Below are 23,304 nucleotides of genomic sequence, written 5' to 3'. Positions count from 1 at the left end.
TTTTCGAGGAACGCCGCTCCATGACTGAGGCCGCAACGACCCGGCAGAAACTGCCTTTGCATTGGAAAATGGGCATTGGCTTCATCATCGGCCTGGTCCTGGGGCTGACCGTCCATGCCCTCGGCGGCAGCATCGACGGCCTGCATACCGGCGCCAAGTGGGTGATGGATTACGTCACCACCCCGGCCTCGGGCCTGTTCCTCAATCTGATCTTCATGCTGATCGTGCCGCTGATCTTCTCGGCGCTGATCATGGGTGTGTCGGAAATGGGCGACATCCGCGCCCTCGGCCGCATCGGCTGGAAGACGCTGGCCTACACCATCCTGCTTTCCGGCATCGCCGTGGGCATCGGCCTGGTGCTGGTCAACGTGCTCAAGCCCGGCGCGGGCGTAGACCCGGTCGTGGCCGCGCAGATGCTCACCGAGAACGCCGAGCGCAGCAAGGAAATCGTTGCCGGTATCCATGGCACGCCCAAGGGCATGGACATGCTGCTGTCGATCGTGCCGAGCAACGTGGTCGAGGCCGCGTCGAGCAACGGTGCGATCCTTTCGCTGATGTTCTTCGCGCTGATGTTCGGCATCGGCATGGTGCTGACCGACGAAGCGAAGGTCGCGCCGCTGCGTCGGGCCATCGAAGGCATCTTCGAAATCTCGATGACCCTGATCAACCTGGTCATCCGCCTGGCCCCGTACGCGGTGGCCTGCTTCATGTTCAACCTGGCCGCGTTGTTCGGTTTCGAGCTGATCATCCGCCTGGGCGCCTACGTGGGCGTGGTGGTGCTGGCGCTGGGCCTGCACATGGTGGTGACCTACGGCGTGGCCGTGTGGCTCTCCGGCCGTTCGCCGCTGGCGTTCTTCCGTGACACCCAGGAGGCCACGGTGATGGCCTTCTCGACCGCCTCCAGCAACGCCACCCTGCCGACCGCGCTGCGCGTGGCCGATCAGATGGGCCTGCCGCAGAAGGTCTCGCGCTTCGTGCTGACCGTGGGCGCCACCGCCAACCAGAACGGCACCGCGCTGTTCGAGGGCGTGACGGTGATCTTCCTGGCACAGTTCTTCGGCGTGGACCTGAGCATCGGCCAGCAGTTCATGGTGATGGCGGTCTGCATCCTGGGCGGCATCGGCACGGCCGGCGTGCCCTCGGGTTCGCTGCCGGTGGTGGCGATGATCTGCGCCATGGTCGGCGTGAACCCGCTGGGCATCGGCCTGATCCTGGGCGTGAACCACTTCCTGGACATGTGCCGTACCGCGCTGAACGTCACCGGCGATCTGGCCCTGACCACCCTGGTGGCCAAGGGCGAGGTGGACGATGGCCCGGCAGTGGCCGCGGTGGCCCCGGCCCCGGCGCCTGCTCCGGCCCCGCGCGACTGAGCCTGCGCCGCCCTGCTGGTTCCCGACGCCCCGCTTTGTGCGGGGCGTCGTCGTTAAGGGCCTGGCCTGTCTCCGGCCTGACCCCGCCGATCACCTGTGGGACAATGGGCTGCCCGCAGCTCCGCGGGAGCCTCCCGACTCCGACAGAACCATGACGCAGCCTACCCGCCGCCAGTTGGCCAATGCCATCCGCTTCCTTGCCGCTGATGCGGTCGAAACCGCCAAGTCCGGTCATCCCGGCATGCCGATGGGCATGGCCGATATCGCCGAAGTGCTCTGGAACGACTATCTCCGTCACAACCCGAAGAATCCGAAGTGGTTCAACCGCGACCGCTTCGTGCTGTCCAACGGCCACGGCTCGATGCTGCAGTACGCACTGCTGCACCTGAGCGGCTACGACCTGCCGATCGAACAGCTCAAGCAGTTCCGCCAGCTGGGCAGCAAGACCGCCGGCCACCCGGAGCACCATGAAACCCCCGGCGTGGAGACGACCACCGGTCCGCTGGGTCAGGGTCTGGCCAACGCCGTGGGCTTCGCCCTGGCCGAGAAGCTGCTGGCACAGCGCTACAACCGCCCGGAACACGAGATCGTCGACCACCGCACCTGGGTGTTCCTGGGCGATGGCTGCCTGATGGAAGGCATCTCGCATGAAGCCGCCTCGCTGGCCGGCACCTGGGGCCTGTCCAAGCTGGTCTGCTTCTGGGACGACAACCACATCTCCATCGACGGCAACACCGATGGCTGGTTCACCGACAACACCCCCGAGCGTTTCGAAGCCTATGGCTGGAACGTGGTGCGCGGCGTCGATGGCCACGATCCGGAAAGCATCAAGTCCGCCATCGACAGCGCGCTGTCGCAGTTCGACAAGCCGACCCTGATCTGCTGCCGCACCACGATTGGTTTCGGTTCGCCGAACAAGGCCGGCAAGGAATCCAGCCATGGCGCCCCGCTGGGCAAGGATGAACTGGAGGCCACCCGCAAGCAGCTGGGCTGGCCGTACGGCCCGTTCGAGATCCCCGAAGAGATCTACGCCGGCTGGCGTGCCGGCGGTACCGGCACCCTGCGCCAGGCCGAGTGGGAACAGCAGTTCGACAAGTACGCCGCGCAGTACCCGGCCGAAGCCGATGAGCTGATCCGCCGTTCGCATGGCGAGCTGCCGGCCGATTTCATCGCCAAGGCCGATGCCTACATCGCCCAGGTCCAGGCCGACGGCCAGACCATCGCCTCGCGCAAGGCCTCGCAGCTGGCGATCGAAGCCTTCGCGCCGCTGCTGCCGGAACTGGTGGGTGGTTCGGCCGATCTGGCGCACTCCAACCTGACCCTGTGGAAGGCCAGCAAGTCGGTCGCCACCGATGACCCGAACGCCAACTACGTCTACTACGGCGTGCGCGAGTTCGGCATGACCGCGATCGCCAACGGCCTGGCCCTGCATGGCGGGTTCATTCCGTTCGACGCCACCTTCCTGGTGTTCAGCGATTACGCCCGCAACGGCGTGCGCATGAGCGCGCTGATCCCGGCCCACGCGATCCACGTGTACACGCACGACTCGATCGGCCTCGGCGAAGACGGCCCGACCCACCAGCCGGTGGAGCACCTGGCCTCGCTGCGCTACATCCCGAACAACGATGTGTGGCGCCCGTGCGATGCGGTCGAATCGGCGGTCAGCTGGAAGTCGGCGATCACCCGCAAGGACGGCCCGAGCTGCCTGGTCTTCAGCCGCCAGAACCTGCCGCACCAGCCGCGCAGCACCGAGCAGGTCGCCCAGATCGCGCGCGGTGGCTACGTGCTGGCCGACGCCGAAGGCGGCGTGCCGGACGTGATCCTGATCGGCACCGGTTCGGAAGTGGGCCTGGCCGTGACCGCCAAGGCGGAGCTGGAGGCGGCCGGCATCAAGACCCGCGTGGTGTCGATGCCGTCCACCGACGTGTTCGAGCGCCAGGACGCGGCGTACCGCGAATCCGTGCTGCCCAATGCGGTGCGCAACCGCGTGGCCGTGGAAGCCGGCGTCACCGGCTTCTGGCGCCAGTACGTGGGCCTGGACGGTGCCGTGGTCGGTATCGACACCTTCGGTGCCTCGGCCCCGGCGGAAGCGCTGTACAAGCACTTCGGCATCACCGCCGAGCACGTCGTGGCTGCGGCCAAGGCGCAGCTGGCGAACTGATCGCCGCTGGAGGGCGTCGAGCCCTGCTCGGCGCCAGTAAACGGAAGGCCGGCGAAAGCCGGCCTTCTTCGTTCTGGCGTCATGGCGGGCGCGATCCGCTGCAATCTGCCCTGGCCTGGCGCGCGCCGGCCCGCGGCCGGTACTGCCCGCGTGCCAGGGTACTGCGCATCATGCGGTGCGCGCCAAACCCAGCCGCAGCAGCCGCGCTTCGATGCGTTCGCCGAACGTCTTCGGCGCTTCCAGCCCCATCCGCTGCAGGTAGGCCTGATCGCCATCGCCGGCCGGTTGCGTCACCGCAGCCAGCACCGTGCGCAGCTTGGCCATCGGCGTCTGCGTGTTCTGCCTGAGCCAGCCCAGCGCCTTGACCAGGTGCTGCTCCACTTCGGTGAAATCACTGCCCAGCGGGTAATCCGGCAGCAGGCCGGACTGGCGGAACGGTGCCAGCGCCGCGCTGACCGCCGCGGCAGTGTTGCGCTGGCCATCCCCGGACGGAGCGAAACCGGTCGCCAGCTTCTTCGACGCTTTCGCCTTGTCCAACAGCGCGGCCTGGAACTGCGCATCGGTGATCGTGGCCATCGCGATCACGCAGTCCTCGTCGGTCATGTTGCGCAGGTCGGCGATGCCGTACTCGTTGATGTAGAGATCGCGCAGATGCCGCGGGATCGTGGTGTGCCCGTAGTTCCAGCGCACGTTGGAGTGCAGCACGCCTTTGTCCTCGCGGGTGGCGCGGAAGATGAGCGCACTGCGTGCGCCGGGCAGGGCATGCGCCATCGCCACGAAGTTGTACTGGCCACCCACGCCGGAGACCACGCGCCCGTCTTCCAGTGCATCGGAGACGGCCGCGCCCAGCGCGGTGGCCATCATGCAGGAGTTGAAGAAGCGCGCATCGCGACGCTGCATCCGTTCCAGCGTTTCATCGCCACCGTAAAGCTGGTTGATCTCGCTGATCCGGCGCATGCCGATCGCGCTGCGCTCGTCATCGGGCAGGTCGCGAAGCCACTGGTAGAACTCCGGCGAGCCCAGATAGAACGCGCCGTGCAGGTACTCGCCCTCGGCTTCGAGCGTGGCGTAATCGGTGGTCCAGGCGGTGCCGTTCTCGATCCGCTGCAGCAACGCCAGATCGTCATGCACTTTGCGCCGGATCACGCCGGTCTGGACCAGCCGACGGAAGCCTTCGTTGAGCATCTCACTGCAGCCGTACAGGCCGATCTCGAATGGCTCCAGGCCACCGCATTCAAGCACCGTCGGGTGGCTGGCCAACGCCGGATCCAGGGCCTGCAGGATCTGGCGGTAGCGTGCGTTGTCGGTATGCCGCAGCACCAGCGCATGGCTGAGCGCATCAGCCAGCGTGCCGATGCCGATCTGCAGGGTCCCGCCATCGCGCACCAGCGTGCTGGCGTACAGGCCGATTGCGTAATCGGCATCGCTCACCGGTTGGCGCGGCAGGCCGAACAGGTCCGGATACGGGGCCGGTGGCGTGATCACCAGATCGAAGAACGACACATCCACCGTGGCCGAACCGGCCAGGTACGGCAGCTGCGGATCGATCTCGGCGATCATCAACGGGCGTGGCAGCCCGCGCGCGACCATCGCATCCAGCGTGTCCTGGGTGATGTCGTTGTTGCACGACAGCGACAGGCGCCGGTCGTTCGCACGCATCGCCACTTTCTGCACGATCGCCTGCGGCGCGCGCTGGGCGACCGCATCGGCGGCGTGCGTGTAGTTGAGGCTGGTGTAGCTGCGCTGGGCCTGCGAGGAATTGAGCAATGCCCCGGACTGCATGTAGAACTCTTCCACCTGCACATGCGCTGGCAGCTGGTCGCGCACCATGGCATCGGCATAGGCCAGGCGCGGGAAGTCCGCACCGAAATGACGCTCGGCGAACGGCTTCATGAAGCGGGCTTCCAGCCCGGCACCGCCGCGCGGCGGGTTCAGCGACAGGGCGGTATACAGCTGCAGCGGCCGCGAGGGATCGTTTTCCACCCGGGCATACAGGGCGTTGAGCAGCCGGTGCGGCTTGCCCAGCGCGAGTGGGGCGCCAATGCGCAGGGGGCCATCGACCCGCTGCAGCAGCCAGTCGACGGCGGCGTCCAGGTCGGTCAGGTGTTCGGTCATGCGGCGCTATCCTGCGAAATCATGCGGGTCATTACAGCATTTCCGGTTTGAACAGACGGCGACGCGAGACCTCATCACTGGCGAGCATGAACTGGCCATCGCCGCGGTAATGCACCGTGCGCGGCACTTTCGGCGAGCGCGCGACGTGCGCTTTGACCACCTCCCAGATGAACAGCCCATGCCGTTTGATCTGGCTTCGATCCGCCAGCCGGCACTCGAAACTGGCGTGGCACTGGGCGATCAAGGGGGCCGCAACCTCGCTGGCGGCGACCGCCTCCAGCCCGAAGTGCGCGAACTTGTCGATCTCCGCGCCGCTGCTGTTGCCGATGCCCACCACCGTATCGAGCATCTCCGCGGTGGGTACATTGATGACGCATTCGCCGCTGCGGCGGATCAGCTCGAAACTATGGTTGCCGGTGGAAATCATGGTCGCCAGGCGCGAGGGCGTGAACTCCAGCACCATGTGCCAGCCCAGCGTCATGATGTTGCGCTGGCCTTTCCAGGCCGAGCTGATCAGCACGACCGGGCCGGGTTCCAGGAAGCGGCGCACATCGTCCACCGGGTAATCGAATTTTCGGTAGCGTCTCATCGAGGGCTCCGCGGGGCATGCGCCGATGCTCTCAGCGCCTGCATGAACCGGCTGTCGAAGGGGTTGACACCCGTTTCGATTACGGGCGTAATCGAATTGTCGATTACGGATGTAAATGATGAGCCAGATCAGTGAAGCCGAAGCCGTCGTGATGGAGGTGCTGTGGCGGCACCATCCGCTGGGCGCTGATGATGTGGTGGCCGCGCTGGCCAGCCGTGACTGGGCCGAGCCTACCATCAAGACCCTGCTCAACCGGCTGCTGACCAAAGGGGCGGTCAGTGCCAGCCGCGAGGGGCGTCGCTATCTGTACTCGCCCGTGCTGCAGCGGCAGGCCTGGGTGGCCGAGCAGAGCGAGGGCTTTCTGGAGCGCGTGTTCGACGGCCGCGTCGCGCCGCTGGTCGCGCATTTCAGCCAGCGCGGCGAGCTCAGCGCGCAGGACATCGCCGAACTGAAGCAACTGATCCGGGAGCTGGATCATGAGTGAGCTGCTCGACGGACTGCTGCAGGCCAGCGTGTGGTTGGCGCTCGCGGCCGTGGTGCTGGCCGCGGCACGGCCGCTGCTGCTGCGCCTGGGGGGCGCAGCGCTGGCCTACCGCAGCTGGTGGCTGCTGCCATTGGTGCTGATCGCTGCGTACCTGCCGCTGCCGCGGCTGCCGATCACCGAGACGGCCCCGGTGATGGTGATGGCCTCGGCGCTGCGCGCGCCTGGCGTGCCGGCCGATGCCTCGCAGTGGCCGCTGCTGCTGTTGACCGTGTGGCTGCTGGGCGCGGTGGCGATGGCCGGCATCAGCTGGCGCGCGCAGCGCCGCTTCGAGCATGCCCTGGGCGCGCTGCAACCGCGCGCGGATGGCAGCTGGCAGGCCAGTGGCGATCCGGGCCTGCCGGCGCTGGTCGGCTTGTGGCGGCCGCGGATCGTGGTTGGCCCGGACTTCGAACAGCGCTTCAGCCCCGCCGAGCAGGAGCTGATCCTGCGCCACGAACACAGCCATCGTCGTCATGGCGATGCCTGGGCAAACGCCACGCTGGCCGCGCTGCGGTGCGTGTTCTGGTTCCACCCGTTGCTGCCGTGGGCGGCGCGCCGTTTCCTGCGTGACCAGGAACTGGCCTGCGACGCCCGCACGGTCGATCCGCATCCGGCACTGCGCCGGCTCTACGCCAACGCGCTGCTCAAGGCGCAGTTGGTCCACCCGGTTGCACCGATGGCCTGCCACTGGCGCAGCCAACCGATGTTGAAGGAGCGGATTGCCATGTTGAAGGAACACAAGCGGAAGACATTGCCGTGGTTGACCGGGCAGGTGCTGGTGGTCGGGATGTGCGTGGGTCTGGGCACGGTGGCCTGGGCGGGCCAGGGCACCGCGGTCGCCGCTGATCGCGATGCGATCGCGCACAAGATGCCGCCGCCGTCCTACCCGAAAACGGCGGCCGAGCAGCGCATTGTCGGCAAGGTCGTGGTCAGGGTGGACGTGGATACCGAAGGCAGGGCGACCAATGTGCGCGTGCTTCAGGCGAGCCCGGCGGGTGTATTCGACGACGCGACGGTCGCTGCCGCGAAACAGTGGACCTTCGAACCGGCGATCCGGAATGGCAAGGCGGTGGCCTCGGCGCTGAAGATTCCGGTCACCTACGCCATGGATGATGAGGTGCCAACGCCATGAGGCAGTCATCCGTCTTGGCAGTGGCGACGCTGTTGATGGCTGGCTGTGCCACCCATGAGACGCTTACGTCAGTGGACACGCGGGCGGAGAACGTGGGTCACCAGCGCTTGGATCCGACCACCGGCACGGGGGCTGCGCAGGTGGCGAGCTACCAGCTGAAGGCTACGGAGGGTTACCGGATGCCGCAACTGAATGCAGGTCCGGACCCCGTGCTGGGCGATCGCGATCCGCGCAGTGAGCTTGCGCCCACGACGGTGTGCCTGCAGTTGGTCATCGATGCGCAGGGTCGCGTGGAGCGAAGTCTGCCGGTGCAGGACCGCGACGAATGCACCGCTGGCAATGCCCCTGAGAATGCGCCGTTGTTGCAGTCCGCGCAGGATGCGGTTGCAGCCTGGCAGTACGTGCCCGCAGCGGTGTGTCACTTCGCGGAGGGGAAGGTTCCAGCGGATCGGGGCGATTGCCAGGGTGCCGCGCGCATCGAACCTGTGCCGGTGAGCCTGCTGTATGCCTTCACCTTCGAAATCGTGAAAGGCAAGGCGACCGTGCGCAGCGGGACGCCGGCGAAGCAGCGAAGCACTGCGCCCACGACGCGGTGAGATGCCTATCCGCCGCGAACGGCACCGCCCTGGATGTTCGCTTTCACCGAGGGGTCCATCAATTTAGGCTCGGCCAGCGTGGCATCGCGTGCCTGGCGCGTGGCCACGAACTCGGCTTCGCTGACGCCGTCATGCAGGTGGATGTTGTGCGCGCGCTGCGCGCCGATGGTGGTCTCGTTGGCGACCTCGCGGCCACCGGGGCCGTAGTCGTGACAGATGAACACACGGGTTGCGTCCGGCAATGCCAGCAAGCGCTGGATCGAACGGTATAGCTGCGCCGCATCGCCGCCCGGGAAGTCACAGCGTGCGGTGCCGCCGTCGGGCATGAACAGCGAATCGCCGGTGAACAGCGCATCGCCGATCCGATAGGCGACGCTGTCGCTGGTATGGCCCGGGACCGCGATCACCTCGGCGTCGATATCACCGAGCGTGAAGCGTTCGCCATCGGCGAACAGATGATCGAACTGCGAGCCGTCGGTCGGCACATCCAGCGCGTAACGGGGCGCGAAGGTGCGCTGCACCTGCACGATGCCCGCGCCCATGGCCAGGGTCGCGTCCGGCCATTGGCGCTTGAGCCAGCGCCCGGCGCTGACGTGGTCGGCGTGGGCATGGGTATCCAGCAGCCAGCGCACCTGCAGACCGTGCTCGCGCACATGGGCCAGCAGCGGCTGCAGCGGCCCGGCACCGAGCGCGTCGGTGTCCGGGTCGTAATCCAGCACGGGATCGATCACCGCTGCCTGCAACGTCGCCGGGTCATGCACCACATAGCTGAACGTGTGACTGTCCGGGTGGAAGAAACTGGCGACGTGCAGTGACATGGTGCGGACCTCAGCGTTTGCCCAGGGTGTCGTTGAGCAGCACCGCCAGACGTTCACCGGCCAGGCGCAGCTCGCGCTCGGCGACCGGGCGATAGGTCGCCGCATAGCTGGGCTCCAGCGTACGCTTGTCCGGGTAGACGCCAGGTGCAATGGCGATCCGGCAGCTGGCTTCGGCCCACTGCACTGCATCCGCATCGATGTTGGAGCGCGTTGCGAACGCCGGCTTGGGCAGGGCCAGCAGGCGCTTGAGGTACTGGTCGTCATCCAGCGTCTGCTCGTTCAGCATGCCGCTGTCCCACAGCGAGTGCAGGTTGGTACCGCGGTTGTTGAACTGCACCTGGAAATCGTTGCCACCTTTGTCGTGGCCGTAGCCGGCATGCATCGGCTGGTGGATGTCGCCAGCGAAATGCACGACGAATTTCAGTGCCTGCGCACGCTCGGCGTCGGATTTGCTGCGGTCGCCCAGAATCGCGGTCTGCGCCTTCAGCGCCTCGACCACGCAGTTGCCGTTCCTGCAGTGCTTCTGCACTTCATAGTGGCAATCATCCTCGCCGATATTGACGTAATGCCAGCCGGCCGAGCGCTTGCCCAGGCCCGGGTCCTTGGCGCGCAGCTGATCGGCCCAGGGGGCGATGGCGTGCAGTGTCGGGTCCGGCTCGGCGGCGAGCAGGCGGTCCACCTCGGCCTGGGTCTGCGGGGTCAGCCGGGTTTCGGCGATCCGCGCCACCAGGCGGTGGCCCTGTGCGCCCCAGGCCAGGGCATCGGTGGAAACAAGGGTGAGGGCCAGCGCGAGGGCGGTGGCCGGAAGCAGGGAAGGCATTTTCATCCGCGGCATTCTAGCGGGCTGGCCGCGCGCGGGCTTGCCGGGATCTGGCCGGCTGCAACACCCCCCTGGTTCGGCTAGGCTCGCCGGTGCCCGCATCGGGCGGAATCAGGAGGTCCCCATGGCCCACATCGTTGGCCTGATCGGCGGCATGAGCTGGGAAAGCTCGGCGCATTACTACCGCCTGATCAACGAGCAGGTGCGTGACACGCTGGGTGGGCTGCATTCCGGTCGGATCCTGCTGTGGTCGTTCGATTTCGCCGAGATCGAAGCGCTGCAGCATGCCGGCGACTGGGACAGTGCCACGCAGCGGATGATCGATGCGGCGCAGCGCCTGCAGGGTGCCGGGGCCACCGCCATCGTGATCTGCACCAACACCATGCACCGCATGGCGGATGCGGTGCAGGCGGCGATCGCCATTCCACTGCTGCACATCGCCGATCCCACGGCCGAAGCGATCAAGGGCGCCGGGTTGCTGCGCATCGGCCTGCTCGGCACCGCGTTCACGATGGAGCACGATTTCTACACGGGCCGGCTCACGCAGGCGCATGGCCTGGAGGTCCTGGTTCCGGACGCCGAGGACCGCGCGGCGGTGCACCGGATCATCTATGAGGAGCTGGTGCAGGGGCAGGTGCTGCCGGCATCGCGCGAGACGTATCGCGCCGTCATGCAGCGGCTGGTGGATCGCGGTGCGCAGGGCATCATCCTGGGCTGCACGGAGATCATGCTGCTGGTCGGCGCGCAGGATGCACCCGTGCCCGTGTTCGATACGACCACGCTGCATGCGCAGGCGGCGGGCCAACATCTGTTGGCGGGATGAATCAAAAAAAACCCCGGCCGAAGCCGGGGAAACTGTCTTGCTGCGAGGGTGTTGCCTTGTTGGGTTCTGATCCGCCGATCAGAACTTGAACACGTACGACACGCCGTAGGCGAGCGGGTCGATGTTGACGGTGCCGATCTTTTCACCGTTGAGCTTGACCTTGCTGTCGATGTCCATCCAGCGCACATCGACGCGCAGCGAGCCCTTGTCATTGATCGCGAAGTCCAGACCGGCATGGGCGGCCAGGCCCCAAGAGTCTTCCATCTTCAGCTTGCTGCCGGCCAGCGCGCCGCCGGTCTTCTCGCTGAAGAACGTGGTGTAGTTGATGCCGGCGCCCAGGAACGGGGAGACCTTGCCCTTGCTGTTGAAGTGATACTGCAGCGAGACCACCGGCGGCAGGTGCTTGGTGCTGCCCACGTTGCCCAGGCCGGCGATGTTGATGTCGTGCTTGAACGGCAGTGCGGCCAGGATCTCGATGCCGAGGTTGTCGGCGATGAAGTACTCACCGGTGATGGTCGGCTTGATGTCGTTGTCGACATCGACCTTCAGCGTGCCGCCGGCCAGCGAGCCGTTGTTGGACTTCGGGGCGACCTGGTGCACGCCGGCACCGATCGTCCAGTCACCCTTGGACTGGGCCATGGCGGGGGCGGCGGCCAGTGCCAGGGCGGCGGCCAGGCAGGAGAGCAGGAGGGGGGAGGGGTTGCGCATGAGACGGTCTCGTGGCGGGTGGGAATGGCGCCAGTTTTCCCGTCCGCGCCGCGTTGCGCCTTGATCCGGATCAATCCGGGTATTTGCCGTTGTAACCGGTTCCCATTCGGCCTCGGCGGGCCTGCCCGGGTCCGGCCCTGCTAGAATGAACGCCCCTTTCCATCGGCGCCGCACCGTCGCGGCTGCAGGAGCTTGTGAACATGGCAATCAAGGTTGGCATCAACGGTTTCGGTCGCATCGGGCGCAACGTACTGCGCTCGGCCGTGCTGAACTTCGGCAATGACATCGAAATCGTCGCCATCAACGATCTGCTGGAGCCGGACTACCTGGCGTACATGCTGAAGTACGACTCCGTGCACGGCCGCTTCAAGGCCGACGTGGAAGTTTCCGGCAACGACCTGCTGGTCAACGGCAAGAAGATCCGCCTGACCCAGGAACGCGACCCGGCCAACCTGAAGTGGGACGAAGTCGGCGTGGACGTCGTCATCGAATCCACCGGCCTGTTCCTGACCAAGGAAACCGCGCAGAAGCACATCGATGCGGGCGCCAAGAAGGTGATCCTGTCGGCACCGTCGAAGGACGACACCCCGATGTTCGTGTTCGGCGTGAACGACAAGACCTACGCCGGCCAGGCGATCGTCTCCAACGCGTCGTGCACCACCAACTGCCTGGCCCCGCTGGCCAAGGTCATCAATGACAAGTGGGGCATCAAGCGTGGCCTGATGACCACCGTGCATGCGGCGACCGCTACCCAGAAGACCGTCGATGGCCCGTCCAACAAGGACTGGCGCGGTGGCCGTGGCATCCTGGAAAACATCATTCCGTCCTCCACCGGTGCGGCCAAGGCCGTGGGCGTGGTGATCCCGGAATTGAACAAGAAGCTGACCGGCATGAGCTTCCGCGTGCCGACCTCGGACGTGTCGGTGGTCGATCTGACCGTCGAGCTGGAGAAGGAAGCCACCTACGCCGAGATCTGCGCTGAAGTGAAGGCACAGAGCGAAGGCGCGCTGAAGGGCATTCTGGGCTACACCGAAGATAAGGTCGTGGCGACCGATTTCCGCGGTGAAACCCACACCTCGGTGTTCGACGCCGATGCCGGCATCGCGCTGGATGGCACCTTCGTCAAGCTGGTGTCCTGGTACGACAACGAATGGGGCTATTCCAACAAGTGCCTGGAAATGGTCAAGGTCGTCGCGGCGTAAGCCAGCGCCACCCCTGCGTCATTCCACAGACCCCGGCCCCGTGCCGGGGTCTGTCGTTTCAGGCGGGCGCCGCCCCGGCCTTGATCCCGCCTGTGCTCCCGATCCATTAGCATGGCCCGCGTGCCGCCGGCACTGTGCCTGCCGGGTGCAGCCGTGGCGACCTCTTGAGGATGGCCTGGAATGGAAGCTCTGATTGTCCTGCTGGTGCTGGTACTGCTGGCGATCCCGCTGCTGCTGATCGTGGCGCTGGTGATGATCGCCGGCCTGCGCCGACGCGTCGCGGCGCTGGAGCAGCGCGCTGCCGGGTCTGCCTGGGAGACCGTGCCGGCACCGGCCGAGCCCGAACGGCCGCTGCGCTGGGCGGATATCGACTCCGTCGACACCGTGGCCGCGCCGCTGGACGTCGCCATGCAGCCCGGCGGCGAAACGCCCGTCGAGACCGCGGACACCGTGGCTGCACCCGCCGCGGCGGCCGCCATGCCGCCACCGCTGCCGTTCGCCGCCTCGATTCCGCCCAGGCCCGCGCCGCCGGTAGCGCCGGTTGAACCGCAGGGTCCCGGCATCGGCGAGCGCATTGTCGGCACCCTCAAACAGTGGTTCACCGAAGGCAACGTGCCGGTCAAGATCGGCATGCTGGTGCTGCTGGCCGGTGTGGCCGCGCTGCTCAAGTACGCCAGCGACCAGGGCTGGTTGAACGCCCCGATCGAGCTGCGCCTGGCCGCCATCGCGGTCGCCGCGCTGGCCGGACTGGTATTCGGCTGGGTGCAGCGCGATACCCGGCGCCTGTTCGCGCTGGCGCTGCAGGGCGGGGCGATCGGCATCCTGTTGCTGACCATATTCGCCGCGTTCAAGCGCTATGACCTGGTGCCGGCCGCGCCGGCGTTCGCGCTCAGCGTGCTGCTGATCGCCGGCATGGGCGTGCTGGCGGTGGTGCAGAATTCGCGCACGCTGGCGGTGCTTGGCATCCTGGCCGGCTTCATGGCGCCGATCTGGCTGTCCACCGGCAGCGGCAACCATGTCGCGCTGTTCTCGTACTACGCGGTGCTCAACGCCGCGATCCTGGCCATTGCCTGGTGGCGCCCGTGGCGCGCGCTGAACCTGCTCGGCTTCGCCTTCACTTTCGGCATCGGTACGGCCTGGGGCGTGCTCCAGTACAGCGCGGACAAGTTCGCCAGCACCGAGCCGTTCCTGCTGCTGTTCTTCGCCTTCTACCTGCTGATCCCGATCCTCTATGCGCGCCGCCAGCGTGCGGAAAAACGCGATCTTATCGATGGCAGCCTGGTGTTCGGCACGCCGCTGATCGCGTTCTCGCTGCAGGCCGGCCTGCTGCATGACGACCGCCTGCTGCTGGCGCTGTGCTCGCTGGCGCTGGCGGCGTTGTATGCGGGCCTGGCATGGGCGTTGATCAAGCGCGAACGTTACGCCGCGTTGGGCCAGTCGCATGCGGTGCTCGCGGTCGGCTTCGCCACGCTGGCGGTGCCGCTGGCGTTGTCTGCACGCGCCACCGCCAGCGTGTTCGCACTGGAAGGCGCCGCCTTGGCCTGGCTGGGCCTGCGCCAGCAGCGCTGGCTGCCACAGGTCACTGGCGCCTTGCTGACCCTGGGGGCCGCGTTCGGCTTCGTGGTCGGTGCGGATTACTGGCACCTGGACGCCACGGCCATTGCGAACCCGACCTTCATGAGCGGGCTGCTGCTGGCGCTGGCCGGTTTTGCCGCGGCCTTCAGCTACCGCCGCGCCCAGCAGGAGGCGCCGGCCATCGTGTACTACCTGTGGGGCCTGCTGTGGTGGCTGGGTAGTATCAGCCACGAGATCCTGCGCTTCGTCGCCCACCGCAGCGAGCCCGATGCGCTGTTGATCGCCGCGGCGGTGACCGCGTGGCTGGCCGCTGAAGTGCATCGCCGCTGGCCGGCGCGCGCGCTGGTGCTGACCACGCTGGCGATGGTGCTGGCCGCCTTCCCGTTGGCGCTGTGGCAGGCCGATGTGCATGACCAGCCGTTCGCCGGCTATGGCGCGCTGGCGTGGGCGGTGTTCGCGCTGCTCGGCGTCCGCAGCCTGTGGTGCCTGCGCGGGGGGGAAGACCGCACCTCGCTGGCGGCGCAGTTCCTGTGGTGGCTGCTGTGGCCGTCGGTGGTGTCGCTGGCCTGCCTGTGGCTGGCCGACCGCTTCGCGCTGGCGCAGGGCTGGGGCCTGGCCCTGATGCTGCTGCCGTGGCTGCTGGTCACCGCGGTAGCGCTGTCGCGCTGGCACTGGCTGACGGTGCCGCTGGGCGAGCGCTTCGATCCGATGCGTACGCCGCTGCAGAGCACCTTGTTCGCGGTGCTTGGCGCGAGCTGGGTGGGCCTGTTGCTGGTCCCGGCCGGGGCCGCACCGCTGCCGTGGCTGCCGCTGCTCAACCCGGTGGAACTGGCGCAGCTCGCCGTTCTGGTGCTCGCCGCGCGCTGGCTGTGGTCCGCGCAGGCGCCGCAGGGCCTGCGTGCGGTCCGTATCCCGGTGCTGGCGATTGCCGGCTTCGTCGCCCTGACCAGCATCACCCTGCACGCCGTGCATCACTGGGGCGCGGTGCCGTGGAACGAGCGCTTGTGGTCCTCGACCCTGGCCCAGACCAGCCTGACCGTGGTCTGGAGCGTGCTCGGCGTGATCAGCTGGGTGTGGGGCTCGCGTCGCGGGCAACGCGTGCTGTGGCTGGTCGGCGCGGTGCTGATGGGCGTGGTGCTGGCCAAGCTGGTGCTGATCGACCGCCAGCACCTGGGCAACCTGCTCGGGATTTCTTCTTTCATCGCCTACGGCCTGCTGTGTACGGTCGTGGGCTATCTGGCACCGGCGCCGCCGCGCGCACCGGACCCCGCCGTGGAGCCGCAGTCTTGAAGACCTTTCGCCCGCTGATCCTCTTCACCGCGCTGGTGCTGCCGGCGCTGGCCCAGGCCCAGGCGGCCGATGACCGCCAGGCCTATCGCCAGCAATGGCCGCTGCAGCTTGCGCAGCCGCAGGCCGGTGCGTACCGGTTGACGCTGGACGATGGCGTGTACCGCACCGCGGTGTCGCCGCGCCTGGCCGATGTGCAGGTATTCAACGCGCAGGGCCAGGCATTGCCCTCGGCGTTGCTGGCTGCCGACCAGCCGCTGGCGCAGGCCCCGCAGTGGCAGACGCTGTCCTGGTTCCCGCTGCCGCCGATGGCCGGTACTTCCGGCGATGACCTGCAGCTGCTCACCGAACGCAACACCGATGGCAGCGTGCGCCGGGTCGAAGCGCGGCTGGGGCGCGGTGGCGCGGCGGGGCAACCGGCGGGCTGGCTGATCGACGCCAGTGCGCTGAAGACCGGTGTGCAGGCACTGCGTCTGGACTGGCAGACCCAGGCGCCCCTGCAGGCGCGCGTTCGCGTGGAGATGAGCAACGATCTGCGCGATTGGCTGCGCATCGCCGACGACGTGCCGCTGGTCGACCTGCAGCACGAAGGCCGCCGCCTTCAGCAGCGCCGCATCGAGATCGCGCGCCAGGCCAAGTATTTCCGCATCCTGCCGATCGGCGCGGATGCCTTGCCGGCGCTGTCCACCGTGCAGGCCGAGCTGGCGCCGGCCGCGCAGGCGATCGCGTGGCGCTGGCAGTCGTTGACCGGGACCGCCGGCAAGCCCGGCGAATTCGAGTATCAACTCGACGGGCGCTTCCCGATCGCGCAGGCGGATATCGCCACGGCCGACAACAGCGTGGTGCAGTGGACGCTGTTGAGCCGCGACGACGCCGACCAGCCGTGGCAGGTCCGCGCGGGCCCGTGGGTGGCCTATCAGCTGCAGGACGCCGCCGACCGCCGGCAATCGCAGACCCAGCCGCTGACGCGCAGCACGCGTGACCGTTACTGGAAACTGATCGCAGGTCAGCCGCAGTCGATGCCCGCGCCGACGCTCAAGCTCGGTTACCAGCCCGAAGCGCTGGTGTTCCTCAGCCAGGGCGAGCCGCCCTACGCGGTGGCCGCCGGCAGTGTGCGCGCCGAGCGCCAGGACGCGCCGGTCGCCACCGTGATCGCGCAGCTGCGCGAGCAGCATGGCGCGCAGTGGCAGCCGGCCCAGGCGACCGTGCAGGGCGCACCGGAAGTGCTCGCCGGCGATGCCGCGCTGGCCCCGCAGCGCGACTGGAAGCAGTGGCTGCTGTGGGCGCTGCTGGTGATCGGCGTGCTGATCGTCGGCGGGTTCGCGGTGAGCCTGCTGCGCCAGCCGCGTCTTAACGGGGACGGGGGCAGTTAAGCGCGCTTAACTACCCCCGTCCCCGTTAAGAGGTTTGCGATGCACCGTCGCAGCCGGGACAATGATCGTCTGCGCCGCACGGCGCCCTTCCTTCTTCAGAGCCAAAGAGTTGCTTATGTCCATCGTTCGCATGACCGACCTCGATCTCTCCGGCAAGCGCGTGCTGATCCGCCAGGATCTGAACGTGCCGATCGACAACGGCCAGATCACTTCCGAGCAGCGCATCACCGCGTCGCTGCCGACGCTGAAGCTGGCGCTGGAGAAGGGCGCCGCCGTGATGGTGACCTCGCACCTGGGGCGTCCGAAGGAAGGCGTGTGGAGTGAAGCCGAATCGCTGGCCCCGGTGGCGCTGCGCCTGTCGCAGCTGCTCGGTGTGGAAGTGCCGCTGGTGCGCGACTGGGTCGATGGCGTGCAGGTTGCGCCGGGCTCGATCGTGCTGCTGGAAAACTGCCGCATGAACGTCGGCGAAGGCAAGGACGATGAAGCGCTGGCGAAGAAGTACGCCGCGCTCTGCGATGTGTTCGTGATGGATGCCTTCGGCACCGCGCACCGTGCACAGGCCTCCACCCATGGCGTGATCCGCTTCGCGCCGGTCGCCGCTGGCGGCCCGCTGCTGATGGCCGAACTGGACGCGCTGGCCAAGGCGCTGCTCGCTCCGGCCCAGCCGTTGCTGGCGATCGTGGCCGGCAGCAAGGTCAGCACCAAGCTCGAGCTGCTCTCCAGCCTGGTCGGCAAGGTCGACCAGCTGATCGTTGGCGGTGGCATCGCCAACACCTTCATCGCGGCCGCCGGTTACCCGGTCGGCAAGTCGCTGTATGAGCCGGACCTGCTGGACACCGCGAAGAAGATCGTCGCCGATGCCAAGGCGCGTGGTGCCGACATCCCGCTGCCGACCGACGTGGTCGTGGCCAAGCAGTTCCTGCCCGATGCCGAGGCCACGGTGAAGGCCGTTGCCGACGTGGCCGAGGATGACCTGATCCTGGATATCGGCCCGGATACCGCGCAGCACTATGCAGGCCTGATCGCCAAGGCCGGCACCGTGGTCTGGAACGGCCCGGTCGGCGTGTTCGAGTTCGAGGCCTTCAGCCATGGCACCGAAGCACTGGCCCGCGCCATCGCGGCCTCGCCGGCGTTCTCGATCGCCGGTGGCGGCGACACCCTGGCCGCGGTCGACAAGTACGACATCGCGGGCGAGGTGAGCTACATCTCCACCGGTGGTGGCGCGTTCCTGGAATTCCTGGAAGGCAAGACCCTGCCGGCCGTCGCCGCGCTGGAGGCCCGCGGCTCGTGAGCCGCGATGTGCTGTTCTTCGATCTCGACGGCACGCTGATCAATTCGGCCGTCGGGATCACCCAGTGCGTGGCGCATGCGCTCACGCAGATGGGCCAGCCGGTCCCGCCGCAGGCCGAACTGCGGCGCTGGATCGGGCCGTCGCTGCGGACCAGCTTCGCGCCGTTGTTCAACGATCCGGCCCAGGTCGAGCAGGCGGTGACGTACTACCGCGAGCGCTTCGACGTGGTCGGCTGGCGCGAGCATGAGGTCTACCCGCGGATCGGCCAGGTCGTGCAGGCCTTGAAGGATCGCGGCCACCGGCTGGCGATCGTCACCGCCAAGAACGAGCCGCATGCCCGGCGCATCGTCGAGCACCTGCCGTTCGGTGACTGCTTCGAGGACGTGATCGGCGCCACCCCGGATGGCAGCCGCAGCGAGAAGCCGCAGCTGGTCGCCGAGGCGCTGCATCGGTTGTCGCTCCCCCCGGCGCAGTGCTGGATGATCGGCGACCGGCGCATGGATATCGAAGGCGCGCGTCATCACGGGCTGCGCAATATCGGCGTGCTGTGGGGCTTCGGCGGTGCCGAAGAGCTCACCGCGGCCGGTGCGGCGCACCTGGCGCAGGCCCCGGATGACCTGCTCACGCTGCTCGATTGAGCACCCGGCGGCGTCCCGTACGCCGCCGCATGTCCTGCGCAAAGCCCCGCCGGGGCTGGCGCTGGCCGGGAGGGAGCCAATCGGCTGTCCGCCCGGCCGTCTCGCGCTGTCTGCAGGACAACAGCGAAACCCAACTGTGCCAATGCTGTAAACGTATTCATGGGACGTGAAGGGTGTGCTAATTTCGCTCCTTTAACGGGAGCCCATTAACCATGATTGAGCGTCAGCGTCGCACCAAGATCCTCGCCACCCTCGGACCGGCCACCGACCCGCCGGGCGTGCTGGAGGATCTCTTCCGCGCCGGCGTGAACGTGGTTCGCCTCAACTTCAGCCACGGTGACCCGTCCGGCCAGGCCAAGCGCGCCGCCGATGTGCGTGCCGCTGCCGCCCGCGTGGGCGTGGAAGTGGGCATCCTGGCCGACCTGCCGGGCCCGAAGATCCGCATCGAGCGTTTTGCCGAAGGCAAGATCAAGCTCAAGGCGGGTGACCGCTTCGACCTGGTCGCCTCGCCGAACGCACCGGCCGGCGATACCACCCAGGTGGGCGTGAGCTACCTGGGCCTGCCGCAGGACGTCACCGCCGGTGACATCCTGCTGCTCGACGATGGCCTGATGCAGCTGCAGGTCACCGAAGTGCAGGGCGAGCGCATCATCAACACCGTGCTCAACGATGGCGTGCTGTCCGACCGCAAGGGCCTGAACAAGCAGGGCGGTGGCCTGTCGCTGGGCGCGCTGACCGAGCGCGACAAGGAACTGATCGGCATCGTGGCCAAGATCGGCGTGGACTTCATCGCCGTCTCGTTCTGCCGCAACGCGCAGGACATGAACGACGCGCGTGAGATCGCCGAGTCACACGGCTGCTACGCCGCGCTGGTCTCCAAGATCGAGCGCACCGAAGCGATCGACAACCTGGAGGAGATCGTCGACGCCAGCGACGTGGTCATGGTCGCCCGTGGCGATCTGGGCGTGGAAATCGGCGATGCCGAACTGCCGGGCCTGCAGAAGAAGATCATCAAGGCCTCGCTGGCGCAGAACAAGGTGGTGATCACCGCCACCCAGATGCTGCAGTCGATGGTCGAAAGCCCGATCCCGACCCGCGCCGAAGTGCTGGACGTGGCCAACTCGGTCATCGACGGTACCGATGCGGTGATGCTCTCGGCTGAAACCGCCGCCGGCATGTACCCGGTCAAGGCGGTCGAAGCGATGGCCCGCATCTGCCTGGGTGCCGAACGCCAGTTCCAGACCGAGACCGATTTCGGCGCCTCGCCGCGCAACCTGGAACGGGCCGACCAGGCGATTGCCATGGCCACCATGTTCCTGTCCCAGCACGTGGGCGTGCGCGCGATCGTGGCGATGACCGAATCCGGTGGCACCGCGCGTTACCTGTCGCGCTTCCGTGCTTCGGCGCCGGTGTTCGCGGTGACCCGCCACGACGGCGCCCGCCGCCAGATGGCGCTGATGCGCGATGTGTTCCCGATCAACTTCGACAGCCGCGGCCTGACCCCGCGCGAAGCCGCCCGCGGCAGCATCCGCCTGCTGTTCGAAGCGAACCAGCTGCAGGGCGGCGACCGCGTGGTCTTCACCAGCGGCGAGCACATGGAAACCCATGGCGCCACCAACACGCTGCGCCTGCTGGAAGTGGGCGAAGACGGCCGTGCGAGCGGGCTGGGCGAGCTGTAACCGACCCGCCGCGCAACACCCGGACCCGCGTGGCTTCACGGCCACGCGGGTTCGTCGTTTCAGATGGAATCGTTTCCAGATTTCGTGGACGGCCAGTTCACGGGAGGCGGGGTCTATAATTGGCGTTTTCCCGCACCCGCCACAGGAAGTACATGAGCATCGAACAGCTGGCTGAAACCGCACAGGCCATGGTCGCCCCGGGCAAGGGCATCATCGCGATCGACGAATCCACCGGCACCATCGGCAAGCGCTTCGCCAGCGTCGGCCTGGAGAACACCGAGGAGAACCGTCGCGCCTACCGCGAACTGCTGCTCACCACGCCCAAGCTGAACGAGCACATCTCCGGCGCGATCCTGTACGACGAGACCATCCGTCAGTCCACCAAGGACGGCGTCCCGTTCGCCAAGTACATGGCCGCCCAGGGCATCATTCCGGGCATCAAGGTCGACAAGGGCGCCCATGCCCTGGCCGGTTGCCCGGGCGAGCTGGTCACCGAAGGCCTGGACGGCCTGCGCGAGCGCCTGCAGGAGTACTACAAGCTGGGCGCGCGCTTCGCCAAGTGGCGTGCGGTCATCAACATCGGTGAAAGCATCCCGTCGGGCACCTGCATCGAATCCAATGCCCATGCGCTGGCCCGCTATGCCGCGCTGTGCCAGGAATGTGGCCTGGTGCCGATGGTCGAGCCGGAAGTAATCATGGACGGCGACCACGACATCGAAACCTGCTACGAAGTCACCGAAGCGACCCTGCGTTCGCTGTTCGACGCCCTGTACCAGCAGAACGTGCTGCTGGAAGGCACCATCCTGAAGGCTTCGATGGTCATCTCCGGCAAGGGCTGCGAAGAGCAGGCCGACGTCGAGGAAGTGGCCGAGTCGACCGTCATGTGCCTCAAGAGCACCGTGCCGGCGATCCTGCCGGGCGTGGTGTTCCTGTCCGGTGGCCAGAGCGATGAGCAGTCCACCGCGCATCTGAACGCCATGAACCAGATGGGCAACCTGCCGTGGCCGCTGAGCTTCTCCTACGGCCGTGCCATGCAGCAGGCCGCGCTGAAGCTGTGGGCCAAGGACACCAAGGCCAACGTCGCCAAGGCACAGCAGACCGTGTTCGACCGTGCCAAGGAAAACGGCCAGGCCGCCCTGGGCAAGTGGAACGGCTGATTCACGCCTGTCCACCGTCAACGAGAACGCCGGCCTTGTGCCGGCGTTTTTGTTTGCGCGATACAACGGTGCGCAAAGGCGCGCGTGCTCTGGCACGATGCGATCCACCTTCGCATGGATGGGTCTCATGTTCGCTCGCCTCTGTATCTGGCTGTGTGTGCTGCCGTTGCTGCCGGTGAGCGCATCGGCGCACGCCGTGGCATCGCGCGGCTTCGATGTGCTGCATTACGAGGTCGCGCTGGTGCCCGACATCGCCCACAAGCGGGTCACCGGCCAGGAGACGGTGCGGTTCCGGGCCGAGCGTGCGCTGCGCGCAGTGACGCTGGACAGCGGCGCGCTCAAGGTGACGGCGGCGCTGCAGGGCGATCGCGCGTTGGCGTTCGCGCAGGACGAGGCGAAGGTGCACATCACGCTGGCCGAACCGCTTGCGCGGGGCGATACCGCCAGCGTGACGATCCGCTATCACGGCCAACCGCCGTATGGCCTGGAATTCGCGACCGAGCGCGACGAGGTCTACACGATCTTTTCGACCAGTCAGTGGATGCCCTCGGTGGATGCTCCCGACGAGCGCGCCACGCTGGCCCTGTCCGTGACCCTGCCGGCGGGCCTGTTGGCCGCCGGGACCGGTCGCGCGCTGCCGGTGCGCACGCTTCCCGATGGGCGCATCGAACATCGCTGGCAGCTGGAGACGCCGATGCCGGGGTATGTCTACGGCTTCACCGCGGGCCGTTATCACGAAGCCACACAGCAGCATGGCGCGACCGGCTTGCGGTTCCTGTCCAGGGAGCGCTCGTCCGGGCAGCTGCAGCGCGTGTTCACCGCGACGGGCGCGATGTTGGATTTCTTCGCCGAACGCGCGGGACTGCCGTATCGCGGCGACTATCAGCAGGCGCTGGTGGCCCGCACGATCGGGCAGGAAATGGCCGGGCTGTCGCTGATGTCCGAGCGCTACGGCCAGCAACTGCTGGAAGACCCCGCCCAGACCGCGTTGATGGCGCACGAGGCCGCGCATCAGTGGTGGGGCAACCGGGTGACCTGCGCCGGCTGGGAACATTTCTGGCTCAACGAAGGCATGGCCAACTTCATGACCGCCGCCTACCTCCAGCAGGCGCAGGGAGAGGCGGCCTACCAGGCGCAGGTCACCATCTGGCGCACGCGGCTGGACGCGCTGCGTGCCAAGGGCGCGGATCATGCGCTGGTGTACGCGGACTGGAGCGCGCCGACCGGCGATGACCGCGCGGTGGTGTACCAGAAGGGCGCGTACGTACTGCACCTGCTGCGCGGCGAAATGGGCGAGGCCGCGTTCTGGCGCGGCCTCGGTGCGTACACGCAGGCCAATGATGGGCGGTCGGTGGTGACCGCCGATTTCCAGCGTGCGATGGAAACCGCGGCCGGCCGATCATTGCAGCCGTTTTTCGCGCAGTGGGTCTACGGCGTCGGTTGACGC

At 67.4% G+C, this 23,304-nt stretch carries 19 protein-coding genes; 14 read left to right on the top strand and 5 right to left on the bottom strand.

All coding sequences use genetic code 11. The annotated features are described in order from the left end of the window. The first annotated feature begins 20 nt into the window (after positions 1-20). Together ACTT2I_RS14050 and tkt are read left to right on the top strand one after the other, a co-directional pair. The gene (locus ACTT2I_RS14050; protein ID WP_088432693.1) at positions 21-1,370 is read left to right on the top strand and encodes a dicarboxylate/amino acid:cation symporter; all 1,350 of its coding nucleotides are present in this window, start codon (positions 21-23) and stop codon (positions 1,368-1,370) included. Between the two features lie 151 nt (positions 1,371-1,521). After that, complete coding sequence (tkt, locus tag ACTT2I_RS14045) at positions 1,522-3,531, top strand: transketolase (RefSeq protein ID WP_088432694.1); 2,010 nt, start codon at positions 1,522-1,524, stop codon at positions 3,529-3,531. 168 nt (positions 3,532-3,699) lie between these two features. Here the strand turns inward: tkt and ACTT2I_RS14040 are convergent, their stop codons facing one another. Both ACTT2I_RS14040 and ACTT2I_RS14035 read right to left on the bottom strand, forming a co-directional pair. Further along, complete coding sequence (locus tag ACTT2I_RS14040; protein WP_421099062.1) at positions 3,700-5,646, bottom strand: acetyl-CoA hydrolase/transferase C-terminal domain-containing protein; 1,947 nt, start codon at positions 5,644-5,646, stop codon at positions 3,700-3,702. A 31-nt stretch (positions 5,647-5,677) separates the two neighbouring features. Next, positions 5,678-6,235 (bottom strand): flavin reductase family protein, encoded by a 558-nt coding sequence (locus ACTT2I_RS14035; protein WP_421099063.1) that lies wholly within the window; start codon positions 6,233-6,235, stop codon positions 5,678-5,680. A gap of 118 nt (positions 6,236-6,353) precedes the next feature. Here ACTT2I_RS14035 and ACTT2I_RS14030 point away from each other — a divergent pair, with 118 nt between their 5' ends. The 3 genes from ACTT2I_RS14030 to ACTT2I_RS14020 are packed head-to-tail and all read left to right on the top strand — an operon-like array spanning position 6,354 to position 8,486. After that, positions 6,354-6,719, top strand: coding sequence for a BlaI/MecI/CopY family transcriptional regulator (locus tag ACTT2I_RS14030; RefSeq protein WP_088432697.1), 366 nt, complete (start codon positions 6,354-6,356; stop codon positions 6,717-6,719). Further along, on the top strand, positions 6,712-7,890 hold the full coding sequence (locus ACTT2I_RS14025) for a M56 family metallopeptidase (RefSeq protein WP_421099064.1): 1,179 nt from the start codon (positions 6,712-6,714) through the stop codon (positions 7,888-7,890). The genes ACTT2I_RS14030 and ACTT2I_RS14025 overlap by 8 nt, the downstream gene beginning before the upstream one ends. Next, positions 7,887-8,486, top strand: coding sequence for a hypothetical protein (locus tag ACTT2I_RS14020; RefSeq protein ID WP_421099065.1), 600 nt, complete (start codon positions 7,887-7,889; stop codon positions 8,484-8,486). The genes ACTT2I_RS14025 and ACTT2I_RS14020 overlap by 4 nt, the downstream gene beginning before the upstream one ends. Positions 8,487-8,491: 5 nt before the next feature. On the opposite strand, the gene ACTT2I_RS14015 is transcribed toward ACTT2I_RS14020, so the two are convergent. Beyond that, complete coding sequence (locus ACTT2I_RS14015) at positions 8,492-9,304, bottom strand: MBL fold metallo-hydrolase (RefSeq protein ID WP_088432700.1); 813 nt, start codon at positions 9,302-9,304, stop codon at positions 8,492-8,494. A gap of 10 nt (positions 9,305-9,314) precedes the next feature. Beyond that, the gene (locus ACTT2I_RS14010) at positions 9,315-10,130 is read right to left on the bottom strand and encodes a S1/P1 nuclease (RefSeq protein ID WP_088432701.1); all 816 of its coding nucleotides are present in this window, start codon (positions 10,128-10,130) and stop codon (positions 9,315-9,317) included. A 118-nt stretch (positions 10,131-10,248) separates the two neighbouring features. Here ACTT2I_RS14010 and ACTT2I_RS14005 point away from each other — a divergent pair, with 118 nt between their 5' ends. Continuing rightward, positions 10,249-10,947: an aspartate/glutamate racemase family protein gene (locus ACTT2I_RS14005; RefSeq protein WP_019183900.1), complete on the top strand. Its 699-nt coding sequence runs from the start codon at positions 10,249-10,251 to the stop codon at positions 10,945-10,947. A gap of 78 nt (positions 10,948-11,025) precedes the next feature. Here ACTT2I_RS14005 and ACTT2I_RS14000 read toward each other — a convergent pair whose 3' ends face one another. Then, positions 11,026-11,655: an OmpW/AlkL family protein gene (locus tag ACTT2I_RS14000; RefSeq protein ID WP_421099066.1), complete on the bottom strand. Its 630-nt coding sequence runs from the start codon at positions 11,653-11,655 to the stop codon at positions 11,026-11,028. A gap of 200 nt (positions 11,656-11,855) precedes the next feature. Between ACTT2I_RS14000 and gap the strand changes: the two genes are divergently transcribed. The 8 genes from gap to ACTT2I_RS13960 all read left to right on the top strand — a co-directional run bounded on the left by gap (position 11,856) and on the right by ACTT2I_RS13960 (position 23,301). Beyond that, positions 11,856-12,857, top strand: coding sequence for a type I glyceraldehyde-3-phosphate dehydrogenase (gene gap, locus ACTT2I_RS13995; protein ID WP_019183902.1), 1,002 nt, complete (start codon positions 11,856-11,858; stop codon positions 12,855-12,857). A 180-nt stretch (positions 12,858-13,037) separates the two neighbouring features. Next, positions 13,038-15,722 (top strand): DUF2339 domain-containing protein, encoded by a 2,685-nt coding sequence (locus ACTT2I_RS13990; protein ID WP_421099067.1) that lies wholly within the window; start codon positions 13,038-13,040, stop codon positions 15,720-15,722. Further along, complete coding sequence (locus ACTT2I_RS13985; RefSeq protein ID WP_421099068.1) at positions 15,719-17,092, top strand: DUF3999 domain-containing protein; 1,374 nt, start codon at positions 15,719-15,721, stop codon at positions 17,090-17,092. The genes ACTT2I_RS13990 and ACTT2I_RS13985 overlap by 4 nt, the downstream gene beginning before the upstream one ends. A 115-nt stretch (positions 17,093-17,207) precedes the next feature. Then, positions 17,208-18,383 carry a phosphoglycerate kinase gene (locus ACTT2I_RS13980; protein WP_088432706.1) on the top strand — a complete coding sequence of 392 codons (1,176 nt, stop codon included), beginning with the start codon at positions 17,208-17,210 and terminating at the stop codon, positions 18,381-18,383. After that, positions 18,380-19,021, top strand: coding sequence for an HAD-IA family hydrolase (locus ACTT2I_RS13975; RefSeq protein WP_421099069.1), 642 nt, complete (start codon positions 18,380-18,382; stop codon positions 19,019-19,021). Before ACTT2I_RS13980 ends, ACTT2I_RS13975 begins: the two co-directional genes overlap by 4 nt. Positions 19,022-19,233: 212 nt before the next feature. Then, a complete protein-coding gene (gene pyk, locus ACTT2I_RS13970) occupies positions 19,234-20,700 on the top strand; it encodes a pyruvate kinase (protein ID WP_019183907.1) in 1,467 nt (488 codons plus the stop codon). A gap of 152 nt (positions 20,701-20,852) precedes the next feature. Further along, positions 20,853-21,857 (top strand): class I fructose-bisphosphate aldolase, encoded by a 1,005-nt coding sequence (locus tag ACTT2I_RS13965; RefSeq protein WP_088432708.1) that lies wholly within the window; start codon positions 20,853-20,855, stop codon positions 21,855-21,857. Positions 21,858-21,984: 127 nt separating this feature from the next. Next, positions 21,985-23,301 (top strand): M1 family metallopeptidase, encoded by a 1,317-nt coding sequence (locus ACTT2I_RS13960; protein ID WP_421099070.1) that lies wholly within the window; start codon positions 21,985-21,987, stop codon positions 23,299-23,301. Positions 23,302-23,304 lie beyond the last annotated feature (3 nt).

Origin of the sequence: Stenotrophomonas sp. PUT21, assembly GCF_052232875.1 — a bacterium.
In the GTDB taxonomy this organism is placed as follows: domain Bacteria; phylum Pseudomonadota; class Gammaproteobacteria; order Xanthomonadales; family Xanthomonadaceae; genus Stenotrophomonas; species Stenotrophomonas maltophilia_N.
The sequence above is the reverse complement of the archived record's forward strand: the minus strand, read 5'-3'. Positions and strand labels throughout refer to the sequence as shown.

What these genes read in the sequence shown, in the direction of transcription:
- ACTT2I_RS14050 (WP_088432693.1), top strand. Translation starts at nt 21, where the DNA reads ATGACTGAGGCCGCAACGACCCGGCAGAAACTGCCTTTGCATTGGAAA.
- tkt (WP_088432694.1), top strand. Translation starts at nt 1,522, where the DNA reads ATGACGCAGCCTACCCGCCGCCAGTTGGCCAATGCCATCCGCTTCCTT.
- ACTT2I_RS14040 (WP_421099062.1), bottom strand. Translation starts at nt 5,646, where the DNA reads ATGACCGAACACCTGACCGACCTGGACGCCGCCGTCGACTGGCTGCTG.
- ACTT2I_RS14035 (WP_421099063.1), bottom strand. Translation starts at nt 6,235, where the DNA reads ATGAGACGCTACCGAAAATTCGATTACCCGGTGGACGATGTGCGCCGC.
- ACTT2I_RS14030 (WP_088432697.1), top strand. Translation starts at nt 6,354, where the DNA reads ATGAGCCAGATCAGTGAAGCCGAAGCCGTCGTGATGGAGGTGCTGTGG.
- ACTT2I_RS14025 (WP_421099064.1), top strand. Translation starts at nt 6,712, where the DNA reads ATGAGTGAGCTGCTCGACGGACTGCTGCAGGCCAGCGTGTGGTTGGCG.
- ACTT2I_RS14020 (WP_421099065.1), top strand. Translation starts at nt 7,887, where the DNA reads ATGAGGCAGTCATCCGTCTTGGCAGTGGCGACGCTGTTGATGGCTGGC.
- ACTT2I_RS14015 (WP_088432700.1), bottom strand. Translation starts at nt 9,304, where the DNA reads ATGTCACTGCACGTCGCCAGTTTCTTCCACCCGGACAGTCACACGTTC.
- ACTT2I_RS14010 (WP_088432701.1), bottom strand. Translation starts at nt 10,130, where the DNA reads ATGAAAATGCCTTCCCTGCTTCCGGCCACCGCCCTCGCGCTGGCCCTC.
- ACTT2I_RS14005 (WP_019183900.1), top strand. Translation starts at nt 10,249, where the DNA reads ATGGCCCACATCGTTGGCCTGATCGGCGGCATGAGCTGGGAAAGCTCG.
- ACTT2I_RS14000 (WP_421099066.1), bottom strand. Translation starts at nt 11,655, where the DNA reads ATGCGCAACCCCTCCCCCCTCCTGCTCTCCTGCCTGGCCGCCGCCCTG.
- gap (WP_019183902.1), top strand. Translation starts at nt 11,856, where the DNA reads ATGGCAATCAAGGTTGGCATCAACGGTTTCGGTCGCATCGGGCGCAAC.
- ACTT2I_RS13990 (WP_421099067.1), top strand. Translation starts at nt 13,038, where the DNA reads ATGGAAGCTCTGATTGTCCTGCTGGTGCTGGTACTGCTGGCGATCCCG.
- ACTT2I_RS13980 (WP_088432706.1), top strand. Translation starts at nt 17,208, where the DNA reads ATGTCCATCGTTCGCATGACCGACCTCGATCTCTCCGGCAAGCGCGTG.
- pyk (WP_019183907.1), top strand. Translation starts at nt 19,234, where the DNA reads ATGATTGAGCGTCAGCGTCGCACCAAGATCCTCGCCACCCTCGGACCG.
- ACTT2I_RS13965 (WP_088432708.1), top strand. Translation starts at nt 20,853, where the DNA reads ATGAGCATCGAACAGCTGGCTGAAACCGCACAGGCCATGGTCGCCCCG.
- ACTT2I_RS13960 (WP_421099070.1), top strand. Translation starts at nt 21,985, where the DNA reads ATGTTCGCTCGCCTCTGTATCTGGCTGTGTGTGCTGCCGTTGCTGCCG.